Genomic DNA, 17,919 nt, shown 5'->3' on the forward strand with positions numbered 1-17,919 from the left:
CGGCCGCGGCTACGCGAAGATCGCGTCGATGGCAGCGCTACCCCGTGCGCCCGCGCGGGGCAGGAAGTGGGAGTACTTCCGCAGCGTGGACCCGGGGTCGGAGTGCCCCAGCCAGCGTGCCAGGGAGACGATCGATTCGCCAGCCTCCAGTTCCTCGGAGGCGTAGAAGTGGCGCAGCCACTTCACCTTGAGGGCGTTGAGCGCGAGGTCCTTGAGGCACTTCGGGGACTTCGTACGGGCACATGCCTCGATCTCGTCCAAGCCGATGTACCAGGCGATCATCCGGTCGAGGGTGGTGCTTGTGGTGCAGCCCATTCCACCGGCGCCGTCGCCACCGCACACGAGGATCATTTCGCCGGGCTTGAGGTCCTTGATGTCTCCGCTTTTGAATAGCCCGCGCCGGTACTCGGTGAACCGCTTCTCCACGGCTGCACGAAGTTCGTCGTCCGACATCGGCTTGCTGGCTTCGCGGATCTCCTTCTTCATCTGGTCCTGCAGTTCGGCGACCAGCTTGTCCGCCGCGGAGACCAGCGCCTCCGTTTCCGCCTTGGCCGCCGCGACAGCGTCCTTGCCCGCGGCCTCGGCGGAGAACCCGGCCCGGTACCCCGAGCGTCCTGCTGGGCGGACGCGGCGGCGCTGCGGGCCGTCCTGGCGGATTTGGCGGCCTGATCGGCGGACTTTGCCGCCCGGTCGGCGGCCTTGTCGGCACGCTGGGCGTCCTTGGCCGCCCGCTCAGCGGATGCCTTTGCCGCGTTGGCCCACTTGACGGCTTCCTTCGCCTTGTCGCGGGCGTGCGCGGCAGCCTTCTGGGCCTCGGCGGCGTCCTTGTGCGCGAGGGCCGCCGACTTGTCCGCGCCCGCCAGGGGCGCATCGATCTCGGCGATGTGGGCGGCGGCGTTGGCATCGCGCTGCTGCGCCTTGTACTGCCCGTATGCGAGGAAGGACCGCAGCCACGACGCCGGGCCGGACAGAGCCGCCTGTGTGGCCGCCTCGACCTCGGGGCCGCCCGTGGACATGATCTGGGCGGCCGTGACGCGGTCGTCGGCTTCCTGGGCCTTGTATTGACCCGTTTCCATGAACTCCTGGAGGTCGGCCGAGGTTCCGTCAAGTGCCTTGTTGGCGGCCTCCTTTACGCCGGGTCCGCCCTTGGCCATGATCTGCGCGACCGCGACACGGTCGTCGGATTCCTTGCCCGGGTAGGCACGGGTCCGCAGGAACTCCCGGACCTTGTCGATCGGCTGGCCGAGCGCGTCCACGGCAGCCTGCTGCTGGGCCGGCTTGTCGGCGGTGGCGGCGATGTGGGCCACGCTGGCGCGGTCGTCCTGCTCCAGGGCGAGACCCAGCCGGGTGTCTACGAACTCGGACACACCTTCGTCGGTTCCCGCCAGCGTGGCCTCGGCCGCAGTGCGAACCCAGGTCCCACCGGTGGCGAGGAGGCTGACCGCAAGCTGCTTGCCCTTGGCCACCTTGGCCTTGGGGTCCGTCGCCGCGGTGGCGTCCTTCCAGAGCGTCCGTGCCTCGGCGTTGAGCTGCTGAATCCGGCCCGCTTCCCATTCGGCGACGGCGACCCGGGAGTCCTCGGCCTTCTTGGCCTCCTCGGCCGCGAGGATGTTCTCCTCTTCCTGCTCGGCCAGACGCTCGGCGTCGACCTTGCGGGCCAGCGTCACGACGGACTTGGCGCTGTTGACGGCCTTCTGTGTGTCGTCGGCGGCCTTGGTGGCGGCGTTCGCCGCATCGCTGGATGCCTTGGCGGCATCCACGCCTTGCCTGCTTCGGCGGCGGCCTTGTCCGCCGCCTTGGCCGCTGCCCTGGCGTGCTTCGCGGCGTCCCTGGCGGCGTCCCGCGAGCGGCGTGCGGCCGCCGCGGCCTGGTTGGCATTGGCCTGGGCGGCGTTGGCCGCCCGCGTGGCCTGGCCGGCGAGCCTCTTCGTCTGGGCCGCCGCCTTCGCCTCGTTGGCCTTGCCGCCTGCCTGGCCCGCCCATTGGCTGGCCTCGGCGGCCTGGTCGGAGGCGATGCTGGCCTGATCGGCCGCGTCCGCCGCCTTCTCAGCGCCCTTCGCGACGTCCCGTGCCTTCTCCGCGGCCGCGCGTGCCGCCTTGGCCCGGCAAGCGTCGGTCGCCGCGGGCCGCGGCAGCGGACTGGGCCGATGACGCCGCGCCTCCGTCGATCAGTGCGGCCGGCGCCGCCACGAGCCGCGATTCCATGAACAGCAGGCGCCCCGGGGACGAGCGCCGGTGCAGGAAGATCTCCTCCAGCGGACCGGCCACCGGGCGCAACGCGGTGGACCGTCCCAGATACCGCTCGCGCGCGACGTTCTCCGGTCCGGTGGCCGGTAGAGCGCCCACACCGGGATTGCCGAGGTAGGACTCCAGCCCGGTCCAGGTCCCGGTGATCGACACCGCTCGGTACCGCTCGCCGTCGCCGTGTGCGACGACACCGTCGGTGGCGCACCGGGGGCTCAGCGACACCGAGCGGGCGTGCAGGTCGCCGGCGCCGGTGTTGGCCTCGCTGATGTGCATGCGCCCGTCGACGCAGTGCAGAGACGAACCGCTGAGGCGGCGTCAGTCGTCAGCGGACCCCTCCGGAACCGGCCGACCGGGAACCGGCCCGCCCGGAACCGGCCTCTCCGGAACCCTCCTCTCCGAACCGGCGTCTCCGGAACCGGCTTCTCCGCCGGAGGGATGCGCGGCCCCCCGGTACAGCTCCTTCGCGATGATCGACCGCTGTACCTCGGTGGCGCCCTCATAGATGCGCGGCGCACGCACCTCGCGGTAGAGGTGCTCCAGGAGGTGGCCACGGCGCAGCGCGCGGGCGCCATGGATCTGGACGGCCGCGTCGACGATGTACTGGGCGGTCTCGGTCGCCAGCAGCTTGGCCATGGCCGAGCGACGGGCGATGTCCGGGGCCGCCGTGTCGTACGCCGACGCGGCCGCGTACACCAGCAGCCGGGCGGACTCGACCCGGGTGGCCATCTCCGCGAGCTGGTGGCCGACGGACTGCAGGTCCTTGAGCGGACCGCCGAACGCGGTGCGCGCGCCCGCGTGCGCCACCGCCGCGTCCAGCGCGGCCTGCGCCATGCCCACCGCGAACGCGCCGACGCTCGGCCGGAAGAGGTTCAGCGTGCGCATCGCGACGCCGAAACCGCCGTCGACCGCGCCGAGCACATCCGCGCTGGTCACCGGCGTCCCGTCGAACTCCAGCGTTCCGATGGGGTGCGGACTGAGCATCTCCAGGTGTGCGCCGGTCAGTCCCGGCCGGTCGGCGGGCACCAGGAAGGCCGTGACGCCACGGGCGCCCGCGCCCCCGGTGCGGGCGAATACGGTGGCGAAATCGGCCTCGGGGACGTTGGAGATCCAGCACTTCTCGCCGGTCAGCCGCCAGCTGCCGGGCCCGTCGGGTGCGGCGGTCAGGGACAGCGCCGCGGCGTCCGAGCCCGCGCCCGGCTCGCTCAGCGCGAAGGCCGCGACCGCGCGCCCGGCAGCCACCTCCGGTAGCCAACGGGCGCGCTGGTCCGGGGTCCCGGACTGCACGACCGGGTAGGCGCCCAGCCCCTGGAGGGCCAGTGCGGTCTCCGCCTCCGTGCACTCCTGGGCGAGGGACTCCCGCAACAGGCAGAGGTCCAGGGCGCGCAGGGATCCTTCGGCGGGGAACAGGCGGCGCAGCAGGCCCAGTTCGCCCAGCGCGGCGACCAACGGGCGGTTGACCCGGCCCGGTTCACCCTTCTCCGCCAGTGGGCGCAGCCGCTCGGCCGTCAGCGCACGCAACTCCGCGCACCACTCCTGCTCTTCGGGTCCCAGCGCGAATGCGGTCACGAGCAGCTCCTCCGGTAGCGCTGCGATGGTCCTCTGTCTTCTATCGCGGTCTGTTGACTGCCGTCATGAACACGTTACGCTGACGACGGATCCGCACGGCAGTCCCCGGCGGCAGTCGAGCAGTCTCCGGGCGGCAGTCGAGCAGCCCCCGGCCAGCCCCCGCAGAGAACCGTGGGCAGTCCCCGAGCAGCCCCTGCACAGTCCTCCAGCACCCTCCGCCCGGTTCCCGTACCGGCCCGCACAGTCCCCCATCCCTTCCCCGGCCGCCCGTCGGTCACCTCGGCGCAAGGGGGCGCATCCGCCATGGAGCTACGGACTTCGGCCCATGCCGACACCTTCGCGCGCGACCGGCTGCCCCCTCCCGAGCAGTGGCCGCATCTCACCGATCTGGGCTACCCCGATCGGCTCAATTGCGGTACGGAACTGCTGGACGGCACCATCGCACGGCTGGGTCCGGACCGGCCCGCGGTACGTGACGCCACCGGCACGGTATGGACGTACGGGCAACTGCGCGACCGGGTCGACGCCATCGCCCATGCGCTCAGCGGCCGGCTGGGCGTACGCCCCGGCAATCGCGTCCTGCTGCGCGGCCCCACCACACCCTGGCTGGCCGCCTGTTGGCTCGCGGTGATGAAGGCGGGCGCCGTCGCGGTGACGGTGCTGGCCGCCCAGCGCCCGCACGAGCTCGCCACGATCTGCGAGATCGCCCAGGTGCGGTACGCGCTGTGCGACGCCCGCTCCGTCGACGACCTGGCCGAGGCCGAGGTCCCGGGGCTACGGATCACCACATACGGCGGGGACGCCCCGGACGATCTGCGGCAGCTCGCGCGGCCCGGCGCCACGCCGTACCCCTCCGTCGCCACCGCCGCGGACGATGTCGCGCTGATCGCCTTCACCTCGGGCACCACCGGCCGCCCCAAGGGCTGTCTGCACTTCCACCGCGATGTGCTCGCCGTCGCCGACACCTTCTCGGCGCGGGTGCTGCGCCCGTCCCCGGACGACGTGTTCGCCGGCAGCCCACCGCTCGGCTTCACCTTCGGCCTCGGCGGCCTGGTCATCTTCCCGCTGCGGGCCGGCGCTTCGGCCCTGCTCGCCGATTGGGGCGGGCCCAAGCGGCTGCTCGGCGATATCGCGGCACACCGCATATCGGTGCTGTTCACCGCGCCGACCGCCTACCGCGCGATGCTGCCCGAACTCGCCGGGCACGATATCTCCTCGCTGCGCCGATGCGTTTCGGCCGGCGAGAATCTGCCCGCCGCGACCTGGCAGTCCTGGTACGACGCGACGGGCCTGCGCCTCATCAACGGCATCGGCGCGACGGAACTGCTGCACATCTTCATCTCCGCCGCCGACGACGCGGTCCGGCCGGGCACGACCGGGCTGCCGGTGCCGGGTTACCAGGCGCGGGTGGTGGACACGGACGGGGCACCGCTGCCGGACGGCGAGCCGGGGCTGCTCGCGGTGCGCGGCCCGACCGGCTGCCGCTATCTCGCCGATCCCCGGCAGTCGGAGTATGTGCGGAACGGCTGGAACATCACCGGGGACACCTACATCCGGGAGCCCGACGGCTACTTCCGCTATGTCGCCCGCGCGGACGATATGATCATCTCGGCTGGGTACAACATCGCGGGCCCGGAGGTCGAGGAGGCGCTGCTGCGGCACCCCGACATTCGCGAGGCCGCGGTGGTCGGACGGGCCGACGAGGAACGCGGGCAGGTGGTCGTCGCACACGTGGTGCTGCGGGCGGGTGTCCCACGTCGGGATGACACCGTCGCCGCGCTCCGCGCCTTCACCAAAACCCGGATCGCGCCTTACAAATGCCCGCGCGAATTCGTCTTCCACACGTCTCTTCCACGCACCCCGACCGGCAAGCTCCAGCGCTTCCGGCTGCGTGAAGTCGATCTACAGTGACCCGGTGACCGACCAGCAAACGCAGCGCACTCCACGGTCCCTGATCGTCACGTTCTACGGCGCCTACGGGCGCGGCACACCGGAAGAGCCGGCCAACAGCGCCGGTCCGGTGCCGGTCGCCGCTCTGATCCGGCTGCTCGGCGTGCTCGGGGTGGATCCGCCGTCGGTGCGCTCAGCCGTCTCCCGGCTCAAGCGCCGCGGGCTGCTCGTCCCGGAGCGCACGGCCACCGGGGCCGCCGCGTACGGACTCTCCGAAGCCGCCCGCCAGTTGCTGGCGGACGGCGACCGGCGGATCTACGGGCGCCCGGCCGCCCGGCTGTCCGACGGCTGGGTGCTGGCCGTCTTCTCCATCCCGGAGGAGGAGCGGCACAAGCGCCATCTGCTGCGCTCCCGGCTGGCACGGCTGGGCTTCGGCACCGCCGCGCCCGGCGTGTGGATCGCACCGGCGCACCTCCACGAGGAGACCCGGCACACCCTGGAGCGGCTTCAACTGGCCCCGTACGTGGATCTGTTCACCGGGGCGCACGCGGGCTTCGAATCCACCGCGCGGGCAGTGGCGCGATGGTGGGACCTGGACGCCCTCGCCGCGCAGCACCGCGCCTTCCTGGCGGACCACGAACCGGTCCTGGAGAAGTGGTCCCGACGCCGCGTGGTCCCCCCCGAGGCGGCCTACCGCGACTATCTCCTGGCGCTGGACGCCTGGCGTCGCCTCCCGTACGCCGATCCCGGTCTGCCCTCCGCGCTCCTCCCGGAGGACTGGCCGGGCGGCCGGGCGGCGGAGGTGTTCGGCCGGCTGCACACCAAACTGCGGGCGGCGGGGGGCCGTTATGTGCGGGAGGGCGCCGCTTGGGGGATAGTCGACCAGATCCCCTAAGGGGTGCGTGGGCCCCTTGCAGGTCCCAACGCGGCGGGACGGGGAGGTATTCCCGCCGACGGAGGGTCCGGGCAAGTTTCCCGCCAGCAGGGGGCCGGCGAAATTCCCACCGCTGCGGATTCGGGCGGGAGTCCTGCCGACGGGAGGGCCGGGCGGATTTCGCGCCGACGGAGGGGCCCGGCGGAACCCGCGTCGGCGGAGGGGCCCCGGTGGGACACCCGCCGACGGGGATCCGGGCGGGATACCCGCTGACGGAGGATCCTGGCGGGATTCCCGCCGACGGGGAATCCGGGTGGAACTCCCGCCGACGGAGGATCCGGTGTGGCCCGTCGCGTCCTCGCCCTCAGCGTCGACGTGGCGCACCCACGGCCGCGGCAGGCCGGGGCCGGGCGGCCCCGATCACGGATACCACGTCCTTGAAGGAGCTGCACATCCGGGTGCCCGCGACCGCGGCGAGTTCGCCGAACGAGCCGATGCCGTAGGTGACCGCGACCGGTTCCATGCGCGCGGTCACCGCCATGCGCATGTCCCCTACGGTGTCCCCTACATACGCGCTCTCCCCGGGCGCGACTCCCAGCCGGCCGGCCGCCCGCAGCACCATCTCCGGGTGCGGTTTGCCGCGCCGGACCATGTCCTGTCCGATGACCGGGCCGACCAGGTCGCGGATGCCCATGACGTCGAGCAGCGCCTCGGCGCTCCGGGTGGTCTTGGACGTGGCGACGGCCAGCTCGACGTCGTGGGCACGCAGCGCGGAGAGCCCCGCCGTGACACCGGGGAAGAGCAGCTGCGGGCCCTGGCAAAGGACTTCGTAGGAGAACAGTTCGCGGTAGCGGGCGATGGCGGCCTGCACCCGGCCGTCGTCCTCCGGCCTGCCCAGCAGGCGGCCGAAGGCGGGGCCGGGAGGCTTGCCGATGGCGGCCTTCGCCTGCCGCGCGGTCACCGAACAGCCCTGCTCCGACGCGACCCTGACCAGCAGTTTACTGATCGCTGGCAGGGTGTTGGCGAGCGTGCCGTCGAGATCGAAGACGGCGGCCTTGATCGTCTCGCCGCCGGCGCACCGCGCGCCTCTCACAGGACGTTCGCGAACTTCCGCTGGTACGCGCATGGCTGGAGACCTTTCCGGATTCCGTTGGATGCAGTGGCTCGGGTGACGTTGCTGACTCGGCCGATGAGGCGGCCCGCGGTCGACGACGGGTGGTGGCGGAGGCGGTCTCGCCATGACGTACCGCCCTCCAACGGCGGTACGCGAGGTCGAGGCGGCTGCAACGGGAGGGCTGGATCTCGTTCACCGCCTTTGCCGATTTAAAAACCGCCTGCGCTGTTTGTCAATGTGCCCCTGCCATACCCTTACGGGTCGACAGCTCATCCCCGCAACGCCACACTGGTGAGCGCGGGCTCCACGGTGGCCACCGACCGCCGAAGCAATCCGCCATAGACGAGTTCGCGACAAGGCACTTGCAGATCTGGCCACTTGACTTCGGCATACAGAACCGCATGGTTGGTTTGTTCTGTAGACTGCAGTGAGCTCGCAGCCGTACTAGAGACGGGACGGACACCGTGCCCACGCAGCATCGCGCCATCCAGAGCCGCCAGGCGCTCATCCGCTCGGCGGCAGAGACCTTCCTGGAGAAGGGAGTGCCCGCGGCGGGCATGGTCGAAGTCAGCCGGCGGGCCCGCCTGAGCAAGGGCGCCCTCTACTTCCACTTCACGTCCAAGGACGACCTCACCCTCGCGGTGCGCGACACCGCGCTCGCCACGCTGCGCGAGATCGAGGACGGTTTCGCCCGTTCCCCGGAGCCCCTCACCCTCGCCGTACGCGACTTCGCCGTCGAGCTGTTCGCCCGGGTGGAGTCCGACGTCGTCCTGCGCGCCGGGCTGCGGCTGCGGCCGGAGACCGCGCCGGGGCTCGACATCCACGCCCTGGAGCACCGCTGGTACGCGCTGTTCCTCGACAAGGCGGTCACCTGCGGGACCGGTTCGCCCGCGGGATCCCTCGGGCCCCTGGGGCCGGGCGACCCCGATGGTCCGCAGGTATCGGACGCCGAACCGCGGCGCAGCGCCCAGCTGTTGACCTCGGTCGTGGTGGGCCTGCTGCACCTCGGCGGCGCGGACCGGACGTGGTGGGAGAAGGAGTCCCTCATCGGTGTGTGGACACTGCTGTCGGGCGCGGTGGCCAGTGGCACCCCGGCGCCGGACCGCATCCCGGCCGGCTGAACCGCTCCGGGGACGGCCTCGGGCGCCCACCGCCCACGCCACGATCACCTCCGATCCCCTCACACCCCCTCCCGGCCCCCGCCCCCGATCCCGAACGTCAAGCGCCAGCACCAGCACCAGCACCAGCACCACCGAAGCGGGCGGACGGCAGCACCTCCACCGCCGTCCGCCGTCATCCCCTCCCCGTCCGAGCACACGACATCCGGTACATCGGTGAACCCCCGCCATCCGTACGGGTGATGGACGTGACCACACCGTCCTCACACGAGTGCGCACCGGTCCCGGTTTGAGCCGCGATCCGGGCGCGAACCCGGCTCCGGCGCCCCGGCGGCGCCCTGAAATGCCCCGAGGTCAGTTCCCGTACGGCGCTCCCTGAGCGCGGACGGTGCGCGGCATCGGACCGTGCCGCCCCAGTGGCACTGCGCCGGAACACGTCAACACCATGTCGTCTCGGATTTCCATACCGCCTGGTTGGCTTCTTTATGATGCAGCGCGTGACTGAGCCCTCACCGGACGGCTGGTCACCCTCAGGCACAACAACTCCAAGATGCATATGGAGGATGATCGGTGGTCAAGCAGGAACGCGCCTTGCGCACCCGACGCGCCGTCCTCGAAGCCGCGGCTCATGTCATCGGCAGCCGCGGGTACCAGGCCGCCACGATGGCCGAGATCACCCAGCGCGCCGGAGTCACCAAGGGGGCCGTCTACTTCCACTTCACCTCCAAGACCGCACTGGCCCGCGCGGTCGTCACGGAACAGATCGCTCCGTTCCTGCCGCAGGCCAGTGACTCCCGGCTGCAGGACGCCATCGACTTCACCCACCAGGTGGCGCTGGCCCTGCGCAGCGACCCGTTGTTGCAGGCCGGGACGCGGATCGCGGTCGAGACGACGTTCAGTGAGGATCCGCTGATGCCCTATCAGGCGTGGACGGACATCATCACGACGATGTTCACCGAGGCCCGTGCCAACGGTGAGCTGCTGTCCGCCGTCGTGCCGGAACGGGCGGCGGAGTTCTTCGTCGCCGCGTATATGGGGGTGCAGCTGTTCTCCCGTGCCGCGAGCGACCGCGCCGATCTGCCGCACCGCGTCACGGCCCTGTGGAAGCACACCCTCCCGGGTCTGGCATCGCCCGGCGTGCTCAGTCATCTTGACCCGCAGGGGCGCCGCGTGAAGCTCGCCGTCTGACGTCCGTCGCTCACCATCCGGTGCAGGAACGACTCTCCTTGTCCATGCCCTGCTGCGCCCAGACCCTCCGCGGCCCTTTTCGGCACCGGGATAACAGACCACACGGTTCGTATGCCGCGCCGCGCATACCGCGATCTGCGGCCCGCCGGCGCCCGTGAGCTGCCGCTGACAGAGGCCATCGCCCCACGGCTGGTCGCCGGTTACCGCGCGGATGTGGTGCCCTCCCCCACCGACCGGTCCCCGGGCCGAGCCGGCCACCCCGTCACCGCAGGGTGAGGCGGGGCTTCGGTCCGTCGGTGCGCCCGGTCGGCGGGGTGCGGCTGCCCGCCTGATACGGCAGCGGCCAGGGGGCGCCCGGTCCCGTGTAGTCCTGTTCGGCGGCGGCGTGCAGCGTCCAGTGCGGGTCGTAGAGATGCGGCCTCGCCAGCGCGCAGAGATCGGCGCGTCCGGCCAGCAACAGGGAGTTGACGTCGTCCCAGGAGGAGATCGCGCCGACGGCGATGACCGGCACGCCGACGGTGTTACGGATCCGGTCGGCGAACGGCGTCTGGTACGAGCGGCCGAAGTCGGGACGCTCGTCGGGAACGACCTGCCCGGTGGAGACGTCGATGGCGTCGGCTCCGTGTTCGGCGAAGGCCGCCGCGATGGCGACCGCGTCCTCGGCGGTGGTGCCGCCGTCCGCCCAGTCGGTCGCGGAGATACGGACCGTCGTCGGACGCCCGGCCGGCCAGACGGTGCGGACCGCGTCGAAGACCTCCAGCGGGAAGCGCAGCCGGCCGGTGAGGTCGCCGCCGTAGGCGTCGGTGCGGTGGTTGGTGAGCGGTGAGAGGAAGCCGGAGAGCAGATAGCCGTGCGCGCAGTGGAGTTCGAGCAGGTCGAATCCGGCGCGGGCGGCGGACTCGGCGGAGCGGACGAACTGCTCCCGTACGGTGGCGAGTTCGGGCTCGGTCAGGGCGTGCGGCACCTGGTTGACGCCGGGCCGGTACGGCAGCGCGGAGGGGGCGACCAGCGGCCAGTTGCCGTCCGGGAGCGGCTGGTCGATGCCGTCCCACATCAGCCGGGTGGAGCCCTTGCGGCCGGAGTGGCCGAGCTGTACGCCGAGGGCGGTGCCGGGGGCGGCGGCGTGCACGAAGTCGGTGATCCGGCGCCAGGCGGTCTCATGTCCCGGCGCGTACAGCCCCGTACAGCCGGGGGTGATGCGCCCTTCGGGGCCGACACACACCATCTCCGTCATCACCAGGCCGGCGCCGCCGAGTGCGCGGGCGCCGAGGTGGACGAGGTGGAAGTCGCCGGGGGTGCCGTCGCCGTCGGCGGAGTACATGTCCATCGGTGAGACGACGACGCGGTTGCGCAGCGTGAGGTCACCGAGCCGGAAGGGCGTGAACATGGGCGGGGTGCCGGGCGTGATACCGGCCTCCTTCGTCACCGACGCGACGAACTCGGCGTCGCGCAACCGCAGGTTGTCGTGGGTGACCCGGCGGCTGCGGGTGAGGAGGTTGAAGGCGAACTGGTGCGGGGGCTGGTCGGCGTAGGTCGCCAGATCCTCGAACCAGGCGAGGCTGGCGCGGGCGGCGCGCTGGGTCGAGGCGACGACGGGGCGCCGCTCGGTCTCGTACGCGGCGAGTGCCTCGTGCAGGGTGCCCTGTTCCTCCAGACACGCGGCGAGCGCCAGCGCGTCCTCGATGGCGAGCTTGGTGCCGGAGCCGATGGAGAAGTGCGCGGTGTGCGCGGCGTCGCCGAGCAGCACGATCCGGCCGTGCGACCAGTGGTCGTTGACGACCGTACGGAAGGCGGTCCAGGAGGAGTTGTTGGAACGCAGCGGCCTGCCGCCCAGTGCGCGGGCGAAGCGCCGGGCACACCATTCACTCGACGCGTGCGCGTCACAGCGGTCGAGGCCGGCCGCCCTCCAGACCTCGTCGCGCATTTCGACGATGACGGTGCTCGCACCGGACGGATACCGCGGCCCGGAGGGACTCGTTGAGGGGTGGTGGTCGGGCGACGGGCGGGCAAACGGGTAGCCGTGGAGCTGGACGACGCCGTGCTCGGTCTCGGCGATCTCGAAGCGGAAGGCGTCGAAGGCGAAGTCCGTGGCGAGCCAGATATAGCGGCAGCGGTGGGTGGTGATCTGCGGCCCGAACGCCTCCCGGTGGGCCTCCCGGGTCAGGCTGTGCACACCGTCCGCGGCGATGACCAGATCGTGGCAGGACGCCAGCTCCTCGGCCGGTGGGGCCGGTTCGCGGAAGCGGAGCCGTATGCCGAGCGAGGCACAGCGTTCGTGCAGGATCTGCAGCAGACGGCGGCGGCCGAGGGCGGCGAAACCGTGCCCCCCGGAGGTCAGGGTCCGGCCCCGGTGCACGATGTCGATGTCGTCCCAGCGCACGAAGTCACGGCGCAGTGCCTCGTACACCACCGGGTCGGCGTGCTCGATGCCGCCCAGGGTCTCGTCGGAGAGGACTACCCCGAAACCGAAGGTGTCGTCGGGGGCGTTGCGCTCCCAGACGGTGATGTCGCGGGTGGGGTCGAGGCGCTTGAGGAGGGCCGCGGCGTAGAGCCCACCGGGCCCGCCGCCGATGACGGCGACCCGCATGGCGGTCGCCACGCTTATTTCCCCTGCCACTTGGGCGACCGCTTCTCGGTGAACGCGGCGTGGAATTCGCCGTAGTCGGCGCTGTTCATCAGCAGCGCCTGGGTGGCGGCGTCCATCTCGACGGCGGCGGCGAGCGGCATATCGAGTTCGGCGGTGAGCAGGGCCTTGGTCTGGGCGTGCGCGAGCGCGGGCCCCTCGGCGAGCCGCCGGGCGAGCGCCGCGGCCGTCTCGTCGGCCCGCCCCTCGTCCGCCAATTCGCTGATGAGGCCGAGGCGTTCGGCCTCCGGGGCACGGACGGCATCGCCGAGCATCAGCAGTCGGGTGGCATGGCCGAGGCCGATGACGCGGGGCAGGAGGTAGGCCGCGCCCATGTCGCCGCCGGACAGTCCGACCTTGGTGAAGAGGAACGCGAAGCGCGCGGAGGGGTCGGCGACGCGGAAGTCGGCGGCGAGGGCGAGAACGGCTCCGGCACCGGCCGCGACCCCGTGGACGGCGGCGATCACCGGGCAGGGGCACTCGCGGATGGCCCGTACGACCTGCCCGGTCATCCGGTTGAAGTCGAGCAGTTGCCCGGTGTCCATTCCCAGCGTGGCGCCGATGATCTCGTCGACGTCTCCGCCGGAGCAGAATCCGCGGCCCTCCCCACCGAGGACGAGGGCGCGTACGGAGCGCTCCCTGGACACTTCCGCGAGCAGGTCGCGGAGGTCGGCGTACGCCTCGAAGGTGAGCGCGTTGAGTTTCTCCGGGCGCGCGAGGGTGACGGTGGCGATGCCGTCGTCCCTGGTCACGCGGATGTGCTGCCAGGTGTCGGTGCTGCGGGCGGATCCTGCGAACGGGCTCATCGGGCTGCCTGCCCCCTTCAGCCGGACGGCTGGTGCCTGTGGTCGGCGGTGCCTGCTGCCCTTTGAAGCTATCACTGCTTCGTGACTGCCGTCATGGATGCGCGATATAGATGGAGATGGGTGACGGGATGGATCGCATGTGAGTGACGGGCAGTCAGTTCCCGGTACGGCGCAGGGATCCCGACTCCACCATCGCGACCGCCACAGGCACCGGCACCGGCACCGGCACCGGGGCTGTATGGCTCACGCTCCCCGCGATCCGAAAGTCAGAGCCGGGTCAGGAGCCGTCGGATCAGAAGTCAGAGTCGGATCAGGGGCCTCGCTGCCGACCGGCTCCCGCGGCGCCGCACCGAGGCGCGAGTGCCGCCGCCCGTAGAGCGCGTAGACCAGCGAACCGACGACCAGGAAGCCGACGAACTGCAGCCAGGTCGCCGGACCGGTCCCGTAGATCAGATAGCCGCAGAAGCCGATGCCGAGGACCGGGCTGAGCGGGAAGAGCGGGACGCGGAAGCGGCGCGGCAGACCGGGGCGGGTACGGCGGAGGACCAGCACGCTGACATTGACCACCGCCATGATCGCCAGCGTCCCGATGGTCGTCAGATTCATCACGACGTCCAGCGGCACGACCGCCGCCGGGATCGCGAAGACGCCCGCGACGATCCAGGTGTTGGCGACGGGGGTGGCGGTCCGGGGCGAGATCCGCTCGAAGATCCGCGGGATCAGGCCGTCCCGCGACATCGACATCAGGATGCGGGTCTGGCCGTACATCACGGCGAGGACGACGGACGCGATGGCGACGACCGCGCCGAAGGCGATCACTCCGCCGCCGAGCGTGGAGTCGGTGACACGGTTGACGATCAGTGAGAGTGCGGCGGGCTGGTCGGCGACCTGGTCGGAGGAGAGCGCGCCGATGGCGGCGACGGCGACCAGGCAGTACAGGACGGTGACCACACCGATGCAGATCATGATCGCGATGGGGATGTTACGGCGCGGATTGCGGACCTCTTCGCCGGCCGTGGTGATCGCGTCGAAGCCGATGTAGGAGAAGAACGCGACCGAGGCGCCGGAGGTGATGCCGGCGACGCTCTCCGGTGCGAACGGCGAGAGGTTCCCGTCCTGGAAGGCCGAAAAGCCGATCACACAGAACAGCGCGAGGATCGCGAGCTTGAGGACGGCCATGGCGGCGGTCGCACGGGCACTTTCCCGGATGCCGCGGACCAGGAGGAGGGCGGCGAGCAGTATCACGACGACGGCCGGGGCGTTGACGATGCCGCCGTCACCGGGCGGCCTGGCGAGCGCCGCCGGCAGCTCCCAGCCGATCAGGCTGCCCAGCAGTTCGTTCAGATACTGGCCCCAGCCGACGGCGACCGCCGAGACCGAGACCCCGTATTCGAGGAGCAGGCACCAGCCGACGAGAAAGGCGGTGCGTTCGCCGAGGGTGGCGTACGCGTAGGAGTACGAGCTGCCGGACACCGGTATCGCGCCGCCCAGCTCCGCGAAGGAGAAGGCGGTGAAGACGCAGGTGAGGGCGGCCAGCACGAAGGAGACGATGACGGCGGGGCCGGCTTCGGCGACGGTGTCGGACAGGCCGACGAAGATGCCGGTGCCGACGATGGCGCCGATGCCGAAGCACACGAGCTGGAAGAGCCCCATGCTGCGCTGGAGGCCGTTGCCCGCACGGTCCACGCCGGATTCGGCGACGAGGAGGTCGGGGGACTTGATGCGCAGTCCGGACGGACCTGACGAAGCCATGGGGTGGTTCTCTCTCTGGTGGTGCGGTGCGCGCGGGCGGGGGTGGGGCCCACGCTCACGGGGTCCGGACCGGTGGGCCCGAACCCCGTGAGCGGCTCGATGGTAGCCGCTGTGACTGCATGATCGCCCAGCTCGCCGTATGAGTATGCGTACGGGGTGCGCAAACGGGCTTGACGGGCGGACGGGGCCGGCCTCGGCGAGGGACGGTGAGCGGGTGGGCGGCGATCCGGTGGACGGCAATACGGTGGATGATCTGCCGCTCGGCCTGCCGCTCGTTCTGCCGCTGGGCCCTGCCGCTCTCCCCGCCCCTCGTCGGCGCCTCAGCCCGCCATCGTCGCGACCAGCACGGCCTTGATGGTGTGCATCCGGTTCTCCGCCTCGTCGAAGACCACCGAATGCGCGGATTCAAAGACCTCGTCGGTGACCTCCAGCGACGACAGCCCGTGCCGCTCGTGGATTTCCCGGCCGACGGACGTGCCCAGGTCGTGGTACGCGGGCAGACAGTGCAGGAACTTCACGTCCGGTTTGCCGGTGGCGCGCAGCACGTCCATGGTGACCGCGTACGGGGCGAGCAGCGCGATCCGCTCGTCCCAGACCTCCTTGGGCTCTCCCATGGAGACCCAGACGTCGGTGGCGACGAAGTCCGCTCCGCGCACGCCCTCGGCGACATCCTCGGTGAGCGTGACCCGCGCGCCACTGGTCTCGGCAAGCGTGTGCGCCGCGGCGACGACCTTCTCCTCGGGCCACAGCCGCTTTGGCGCCACGATCCGTACGTCCATACCGAGCAGGGCGCCGGTGACGAGGTAGGAGTTGCCCATGTTGTTGCGGGCGTCACCGAGGTAGGCGAAGGCGGTCTCCTCCAGGGCGCGCCCTCCGCCGTGCTCGACCATGGTCAGCACATCGGCCAGCATCTGGGTCGGGTGCCAGTCGTCGGTCAGCCCGTTGAACACCGGCACACCGGCGTGCGCAGCGAGTTCCTCGACGTCCGACTGCCGACTGCCGCGGAACTCGATGCCGTCGAACATCCGGCCGAGGACCCGGGCGGTGTCCTTGACCGACTCCTTGTGCCCGATCTGCGAGCCGGACGGGTCGAGGTAGGTGGTCGACGCACCCTGGTCGACGGCCGCGACCTCGAAGGAGCAGCGGGTCCTCGTGGAGGTCTTCTCGAAGATCAGGGCGATGTTCCTGCCCCGCAGGCGGGCGACCTCGGTCCCGGCGCGCTTGGCGGCCTTGAGCTCGGCCGCCAGGTCGATCAGTCGGCGGAATTCCTCGGCGCTGAGGTCCAGCTCCTTGAGGAAGTGGCGGCCCCTGAGGTCTGTCGCCATGGTGGGCTCCTGGTTCGTGACGGTTGTGGTTCGTGGCGGTCGGGCGTGCGGTCGGCCGGGGACGCGACCAGACGATGGAAGTCTATACGAACTTCCGCATCTCTATACGGGGGGTGTGGGCGAAGCCACGGGTGGGCCCCTGCCGCCACCGCCCACCCGGATCGGCCGAGGACAGGCTCTCAGACCGCGCCCGGGACCGCGTCCCGCTCCACCGGGCAGCTCATACAGCGCGGTCCGCCCCGGCCCCGGCCCAGCTCGCTCCCCGGGATCGTGATCACCTCGATGCCGCGCTTGCGCAGAAAGGTGTTCGTCGTGACGTTCCGCTCGTAGGCCACGACCACGCCCGGCTCCACCGCGAGCACATTGCATCCGTCGTCCCACTGCTCCCGCTCCGCCGAGTGCACGTCCTGGGTCGCGGTGAGCACGCGGATGTCGGCCAGACCCAGCGCGGCCGCTATGGCGCGGTGCATATGCTCCGGCGGATGGTCGGTGACCTTGAGGTCCTGATCGCACGAGCCCGGCTCGATGGTGTACGAGCGGAGCATCCCCAGGCCCTCGTACTGGATGAAGGTGTCCCCGTCGATCATGGTCATGACGGTGTCCAGGTGCATGAAGGCCCGCCGCTTGGGCATGTCGAGCGCCACGATCGTGCGCGCGGAGCCGGCCGCGAACAGCCCGCGCGCCAGCAGCTCCACGGCCTGCGGAGTGGTCCGCTCGCTCATCCCGATCAGCACCGCGCCGCTGCCCAGCACCAGGACGTCGCCGCCCTCGATGGTCGAGGGGAAGTCCGCCTGGCCCTCCGACCAGACGTGGAAGTCCTCGCCCTGGAAGAGCGGGTGGTGCCGGTAGATCGCCTCGTAGTGGACGGTCTCGCGCTGCCGGGCCGGCCAGCGCATGGCATTGATCGACACCCCGTCGTAGACCCAGGCGGAGGTGTCGCGGGTGAAGAGGTGGTTGGGCAGCGGGTCCAGCAGGAAGTCGTCCAGGTCCATCACATGGAAGCGGACCGAGGTCGGCTCGGCGTGCCGCTCCAGGAACTCCCGCTTGGTCATGCCGCCGACCAGCGCCTCGACGAGTTCGGGCACCGGCAGCTCGTCGAAGGCCGCCCGCAGATGGCCGGTGGCCAGCGGGCCGTACTCCTTCTCGTCGAAGACGCGGTCCAGGACGAGCGTGCGCGCTTCGGGGGTCCGCAGGCAGTCGGCCAGCAGATCACCGAAGAGGTGCACGGCCACGCCCCGGTCCCGGAGCACATCCGCGAACCCGTCGTGCTCGGCGCGCGCCCGCCGGACCCACAGCAGATCGTCGAAGAGCAAGGCGTCCTTGTTCGTCGGCGTAAGCCGCTTCAGCTCCAGATCGGGGCGATGCAGGATGACCCGGCGCAGCCGCCCGGCCTCGGAGTCGACATGGAATCCCATCT

Annotated in this window: 16 protein-coding genes; 6 read left to right on the forward strand and 10 right to left on the reverse strand. The window is 71.2% G+C overall.

What is annotated here, in order from left to right:
* Window positions 1-9: 9 nt before the first annotated feature.
* Window positions 10-486, reverse strand: a complete 477-nt coding sequence (locus K9S39_RS12685; RefSeq protein ID WP_248863446.1) for a site-specific integrase — start codon at window positions 484-486, stop codon at window positions 10-12.
* The gene (locus tag K9S39_RS12690) at window positions 483-1,760 is read right to left on the reverse strand and encodes an ALF repeat-containing protein (protein ID WP_248863447.1); all 1,278 of its coding nucleotides are present in this window, start codon (window positions 1,758-1,760) and stop codon (window positions 483-485) included. Before K9S39_RS12690 ends, K9S39_RS12685 begins: the two co-directional genes overlap by 4 nt.
* 3 nt (window positions 1,761-1,763) lie before the next feature.
* Between K9S39_RS12690 and K9S39_RS12695 the strand changes: the two genes are divergently transcribed.
* On the forward strand, window positions 1,764-2,024 hold the full coding sequence (locus K9S39_RS12695; RefSeq protein ID WP_248863448.1) for a hypothetical protein: 261 nt from the start codon (window positions 1,764-1,766) through the stop codon (window positions 2,022-2,024).
* 21 nt (window positions 2,025-2,045) lie between these two features.
* On the opposite strand, the gene K9S39_RS12700 is transcribed toward K9S39_RS12695, so the two are convergent.
* Window positions 2,046-2,519, reverse strand: a complete 474-nt coding sequence (locus K9S39_RS12700) for a hypothetical protein (RefSeq protein ID WP_248863449.1) — start codon at window positions 2,517-2,519, stop codon at window positions 2,046-2,048.
* 42 nt (window positions 2,520-2,561) lie between these two features.
* Entirely contained in the window at window positions 2,562-3,812 is a 1,251-nt protein-coding gene (locus K9S39_RS12705) for an acyl-CoA dehydrogenase family protein (protein WP_248863450.1), read from the reverse strand.
* Between the two features lie 303 nt (window positions 3,813-4,115).
* Here K9S39_RS12705 and K9S39_RS12710 point away from each other — a divergent pair, with 303 nt between their 5' ends.
* On the forward strand, window positions 4,116-5,723 hold the full coding sequence (locus K9S39_RS12710) for an AMP-binding protein (protein WP_248863451.1): 1,608 nt from the start codon (window positions 4,116-4,118) through the stop codon (window positions 5,721-5,723).
* Window positions 5,724-5,727: 4 nt separating this feature from the next.
* Entirely contained in the window at window positions 5,728-6,597 is an 870-nt protein-coding gene (locus K9S39_RS12715; protein ID WP_248863452.1) for a PaaX family transcriptional regulator, read from the forward strand.
* A gap of 343 nt (window positions 6,598-6,940) precedes the next feature.
* Here the strand turns inward: K9S39_RS12715 and K9S39_RS12720 are convergent, their stop codons facing one another.
* On the reverse strand, window positions 6,941-7,669 hold the full coding sequence (locus K9S39_RS12720; RefSeq protein ID WP_248863453.1) for an HAD family hydrolase: 729 nt from the start codon (window positions 7,667-7,669) through the stop codon (window positions 6,941-6,943).
* A gap of 485 nt (window positions 7,670-8,154) precedes the next feature.
* Here K9S39_RS12720 and K9S39_RS12725 point away from each other — a divergent pair, with 485 nt between their 5' ends.
* The 3 genes from K9S39_RS12725 to K9S39_RS12735 all read left to right on the forward strand — a co-directional run bounded on the left by K9S39_RS12725 (window position 8,155) and on the right by K9S39_RS12735 (window position 10,272).
* Window positions 8,155-8,811 (forward strand): TetR/AcrR family transcriptional regulator, encoded by a 657-nt coding sequence (locus K9S39_RS12725; protein ID WP_248863454.1) that lies wholly within the window; start codon window positions 8,155-8,157, stop codon window positions 8,809-8,811.
* A gap of 567 nt (window positions 8,812-9,378) precedes the next feature.
* Window positions 9,379-9,996, forward strand: a complete 618-nt coding sequence (locus tag K9S39_RS12730) for a ScbR family autoregulator-binding transcription factor (protein ID WP_248863455.1) — start codon at window positions 9,379-9,381, stop codon at window positions 9,994-9,996.
* Window positions 9,997-10,107: 111 nt separating this feature from the next.
* Complete coding sequence (locus K9S39_RS12735) at window positions 10,108-10,272, forward strand: hypothetical protein (protein WP_248863456.1); 165 nt, start codon at window positions 10,108-10,110, stop codon at window positions 10,270-10,272.
* On the opposite strand, the gene K9S39_RS12740 is transcribed toward K9S39_RS12735, so the two are convergent.
* The 5 genes from K9S39_RS12740 to K9S39_RS12760 all read right to left on the reverse strand — a co-directional run bounded on the left by K9S39_RS12740 (window position 10,259) and on the right by K9S39_RS12760 (window position 17,917).
* On the reverse strand, window positions 10,259-12,583 hold the full coding sequence (locus tag K9S39_RS12740; RefSeq protein WP_248868712.1) for a bifunctional salicylyl-CoA 5-hydroxylase/oxidoreductase: 2,325 nt from the start codon (window positions 12,581-12,583) through the stop codon (window positions 10,259-10,261). The genes K9S39_RS12735 and K9S39_RS12740 overlap by 14 nt on opposite strands.
* A gap of 14 nt (window positions 12,584-12,597) precedes the next feature.
* Entirely contained in the window at window positions 12,598-13,425 is an 828-nt protein-coding gene (locus K9S39_RS12745; protein ID WP_248863457.1) for an enoyl-CoA hydratase family protein, read from the reverse strand.
* A gap of 243 nt (window positions 13,426-13,668) precedes the next feature.
* Entirely contained in the window at window positions 13,669-15,177 is a 1,509-nt protein-coding gene (locus K9S39_RS12750) for an amino acid permease (protein WP_248863458.1), read from the reverse strand.
* A gap of 320 nt (window positions 15,178-15,497) precedes the next feature.
* Entirely contained in the window at window positions 15,498-16,502 is a 1,005-nt protein-coding gene (argF, locus tag K9S39_RS12755; protein ID WP_248863459.1) for an ornithine carbamoyltransferase, read from the reverse strand.
* Window positions 16,503-16,681: 179 nt separating this feature from the next.
* Window positions 16,682-17,917, reverse strand: coding sequence for an arginine deiminase (locus tag K9S39_RS12760; RefSeq protein ID WP_248863460.1), 1,236 nt, complete (start codon window positions 17,915-17,917; stop codon window positions 16,682-16,684).
* Window positions 17,918-17,919 lie beyond the last annotated feature (2 nt).

The organism is Streptomyces halobius (assembly GCF_023277745.1).
Lineage (GTDB): Bacteria > Actinomycetota > Actinomycetes > Streptomycetales > Streptomycetaceae > Streptomyces > Streptomyces halobius.

Coding starts and splice junctions, on each gene's coding strand:
- K9S39_RS12685 (WP_248863446.1), bottom strand. CDS start 486: ATGAAGAAGGAGATCCGCGAAGCCAGCAAGCCGATGTCGGACGACGAA.
- K9S39_RS12700 (WP_248863449.1), bottom strand. CDS start 2,519: ATGCACATCAGCGAGGCCAACACCGGCGCCGGCGACCTGCACGCCCGC.
- K9S39_RS12710 (WP_248863451.1), top strand. CDS start 4,116: ATGGAGCTACGGACTTCGGCCCATGCCGACACCTTCGCGCGCGACCGG.
- K9S39_RS12735 (WP_248863456.1), top strand. CDS start 10,108: ATGCCGCGCCGCGCATACCGCGATCTGCGGCCCGCCGGCGCCCGTGAG.
- K9S39_RS12740 (WP_248868712.1), bottom strand. CDS start 12,583: ATGCGGGTCGCCGTCATCGGCGGCGGGCCCGGTGGGCTCTACGCCGCG.
- K9S39_RS12745 (WP_248863457.1), bottom strand. CDS start 13,425: ATGAGCCCGTTCGCAGGATCCGCCCGCAGCACCGACACCTGGCAGCAC.
- K9S39_RS12750 (WP_248863458.1), bottom strand. CDS start 15,177: ATGGCTTCGTCAGGTCCGTCCGGACTGCGCATCAAGTCCCCCGACCTC.
- argF (WP_248863459.1), bottom strand. CDS start 16,502: ATGGCGACAGACCTCAGGGGCCGCCACTTCCTCAAGGAGCTGGACCTC.
- K9S39_RS12760 (WP_248863460.1), bottom strand. CDS start 17,917: ATGGGATTCCATGTCGACTCCGAGGCCGGGCGGCTGCGCCGGGTCATC.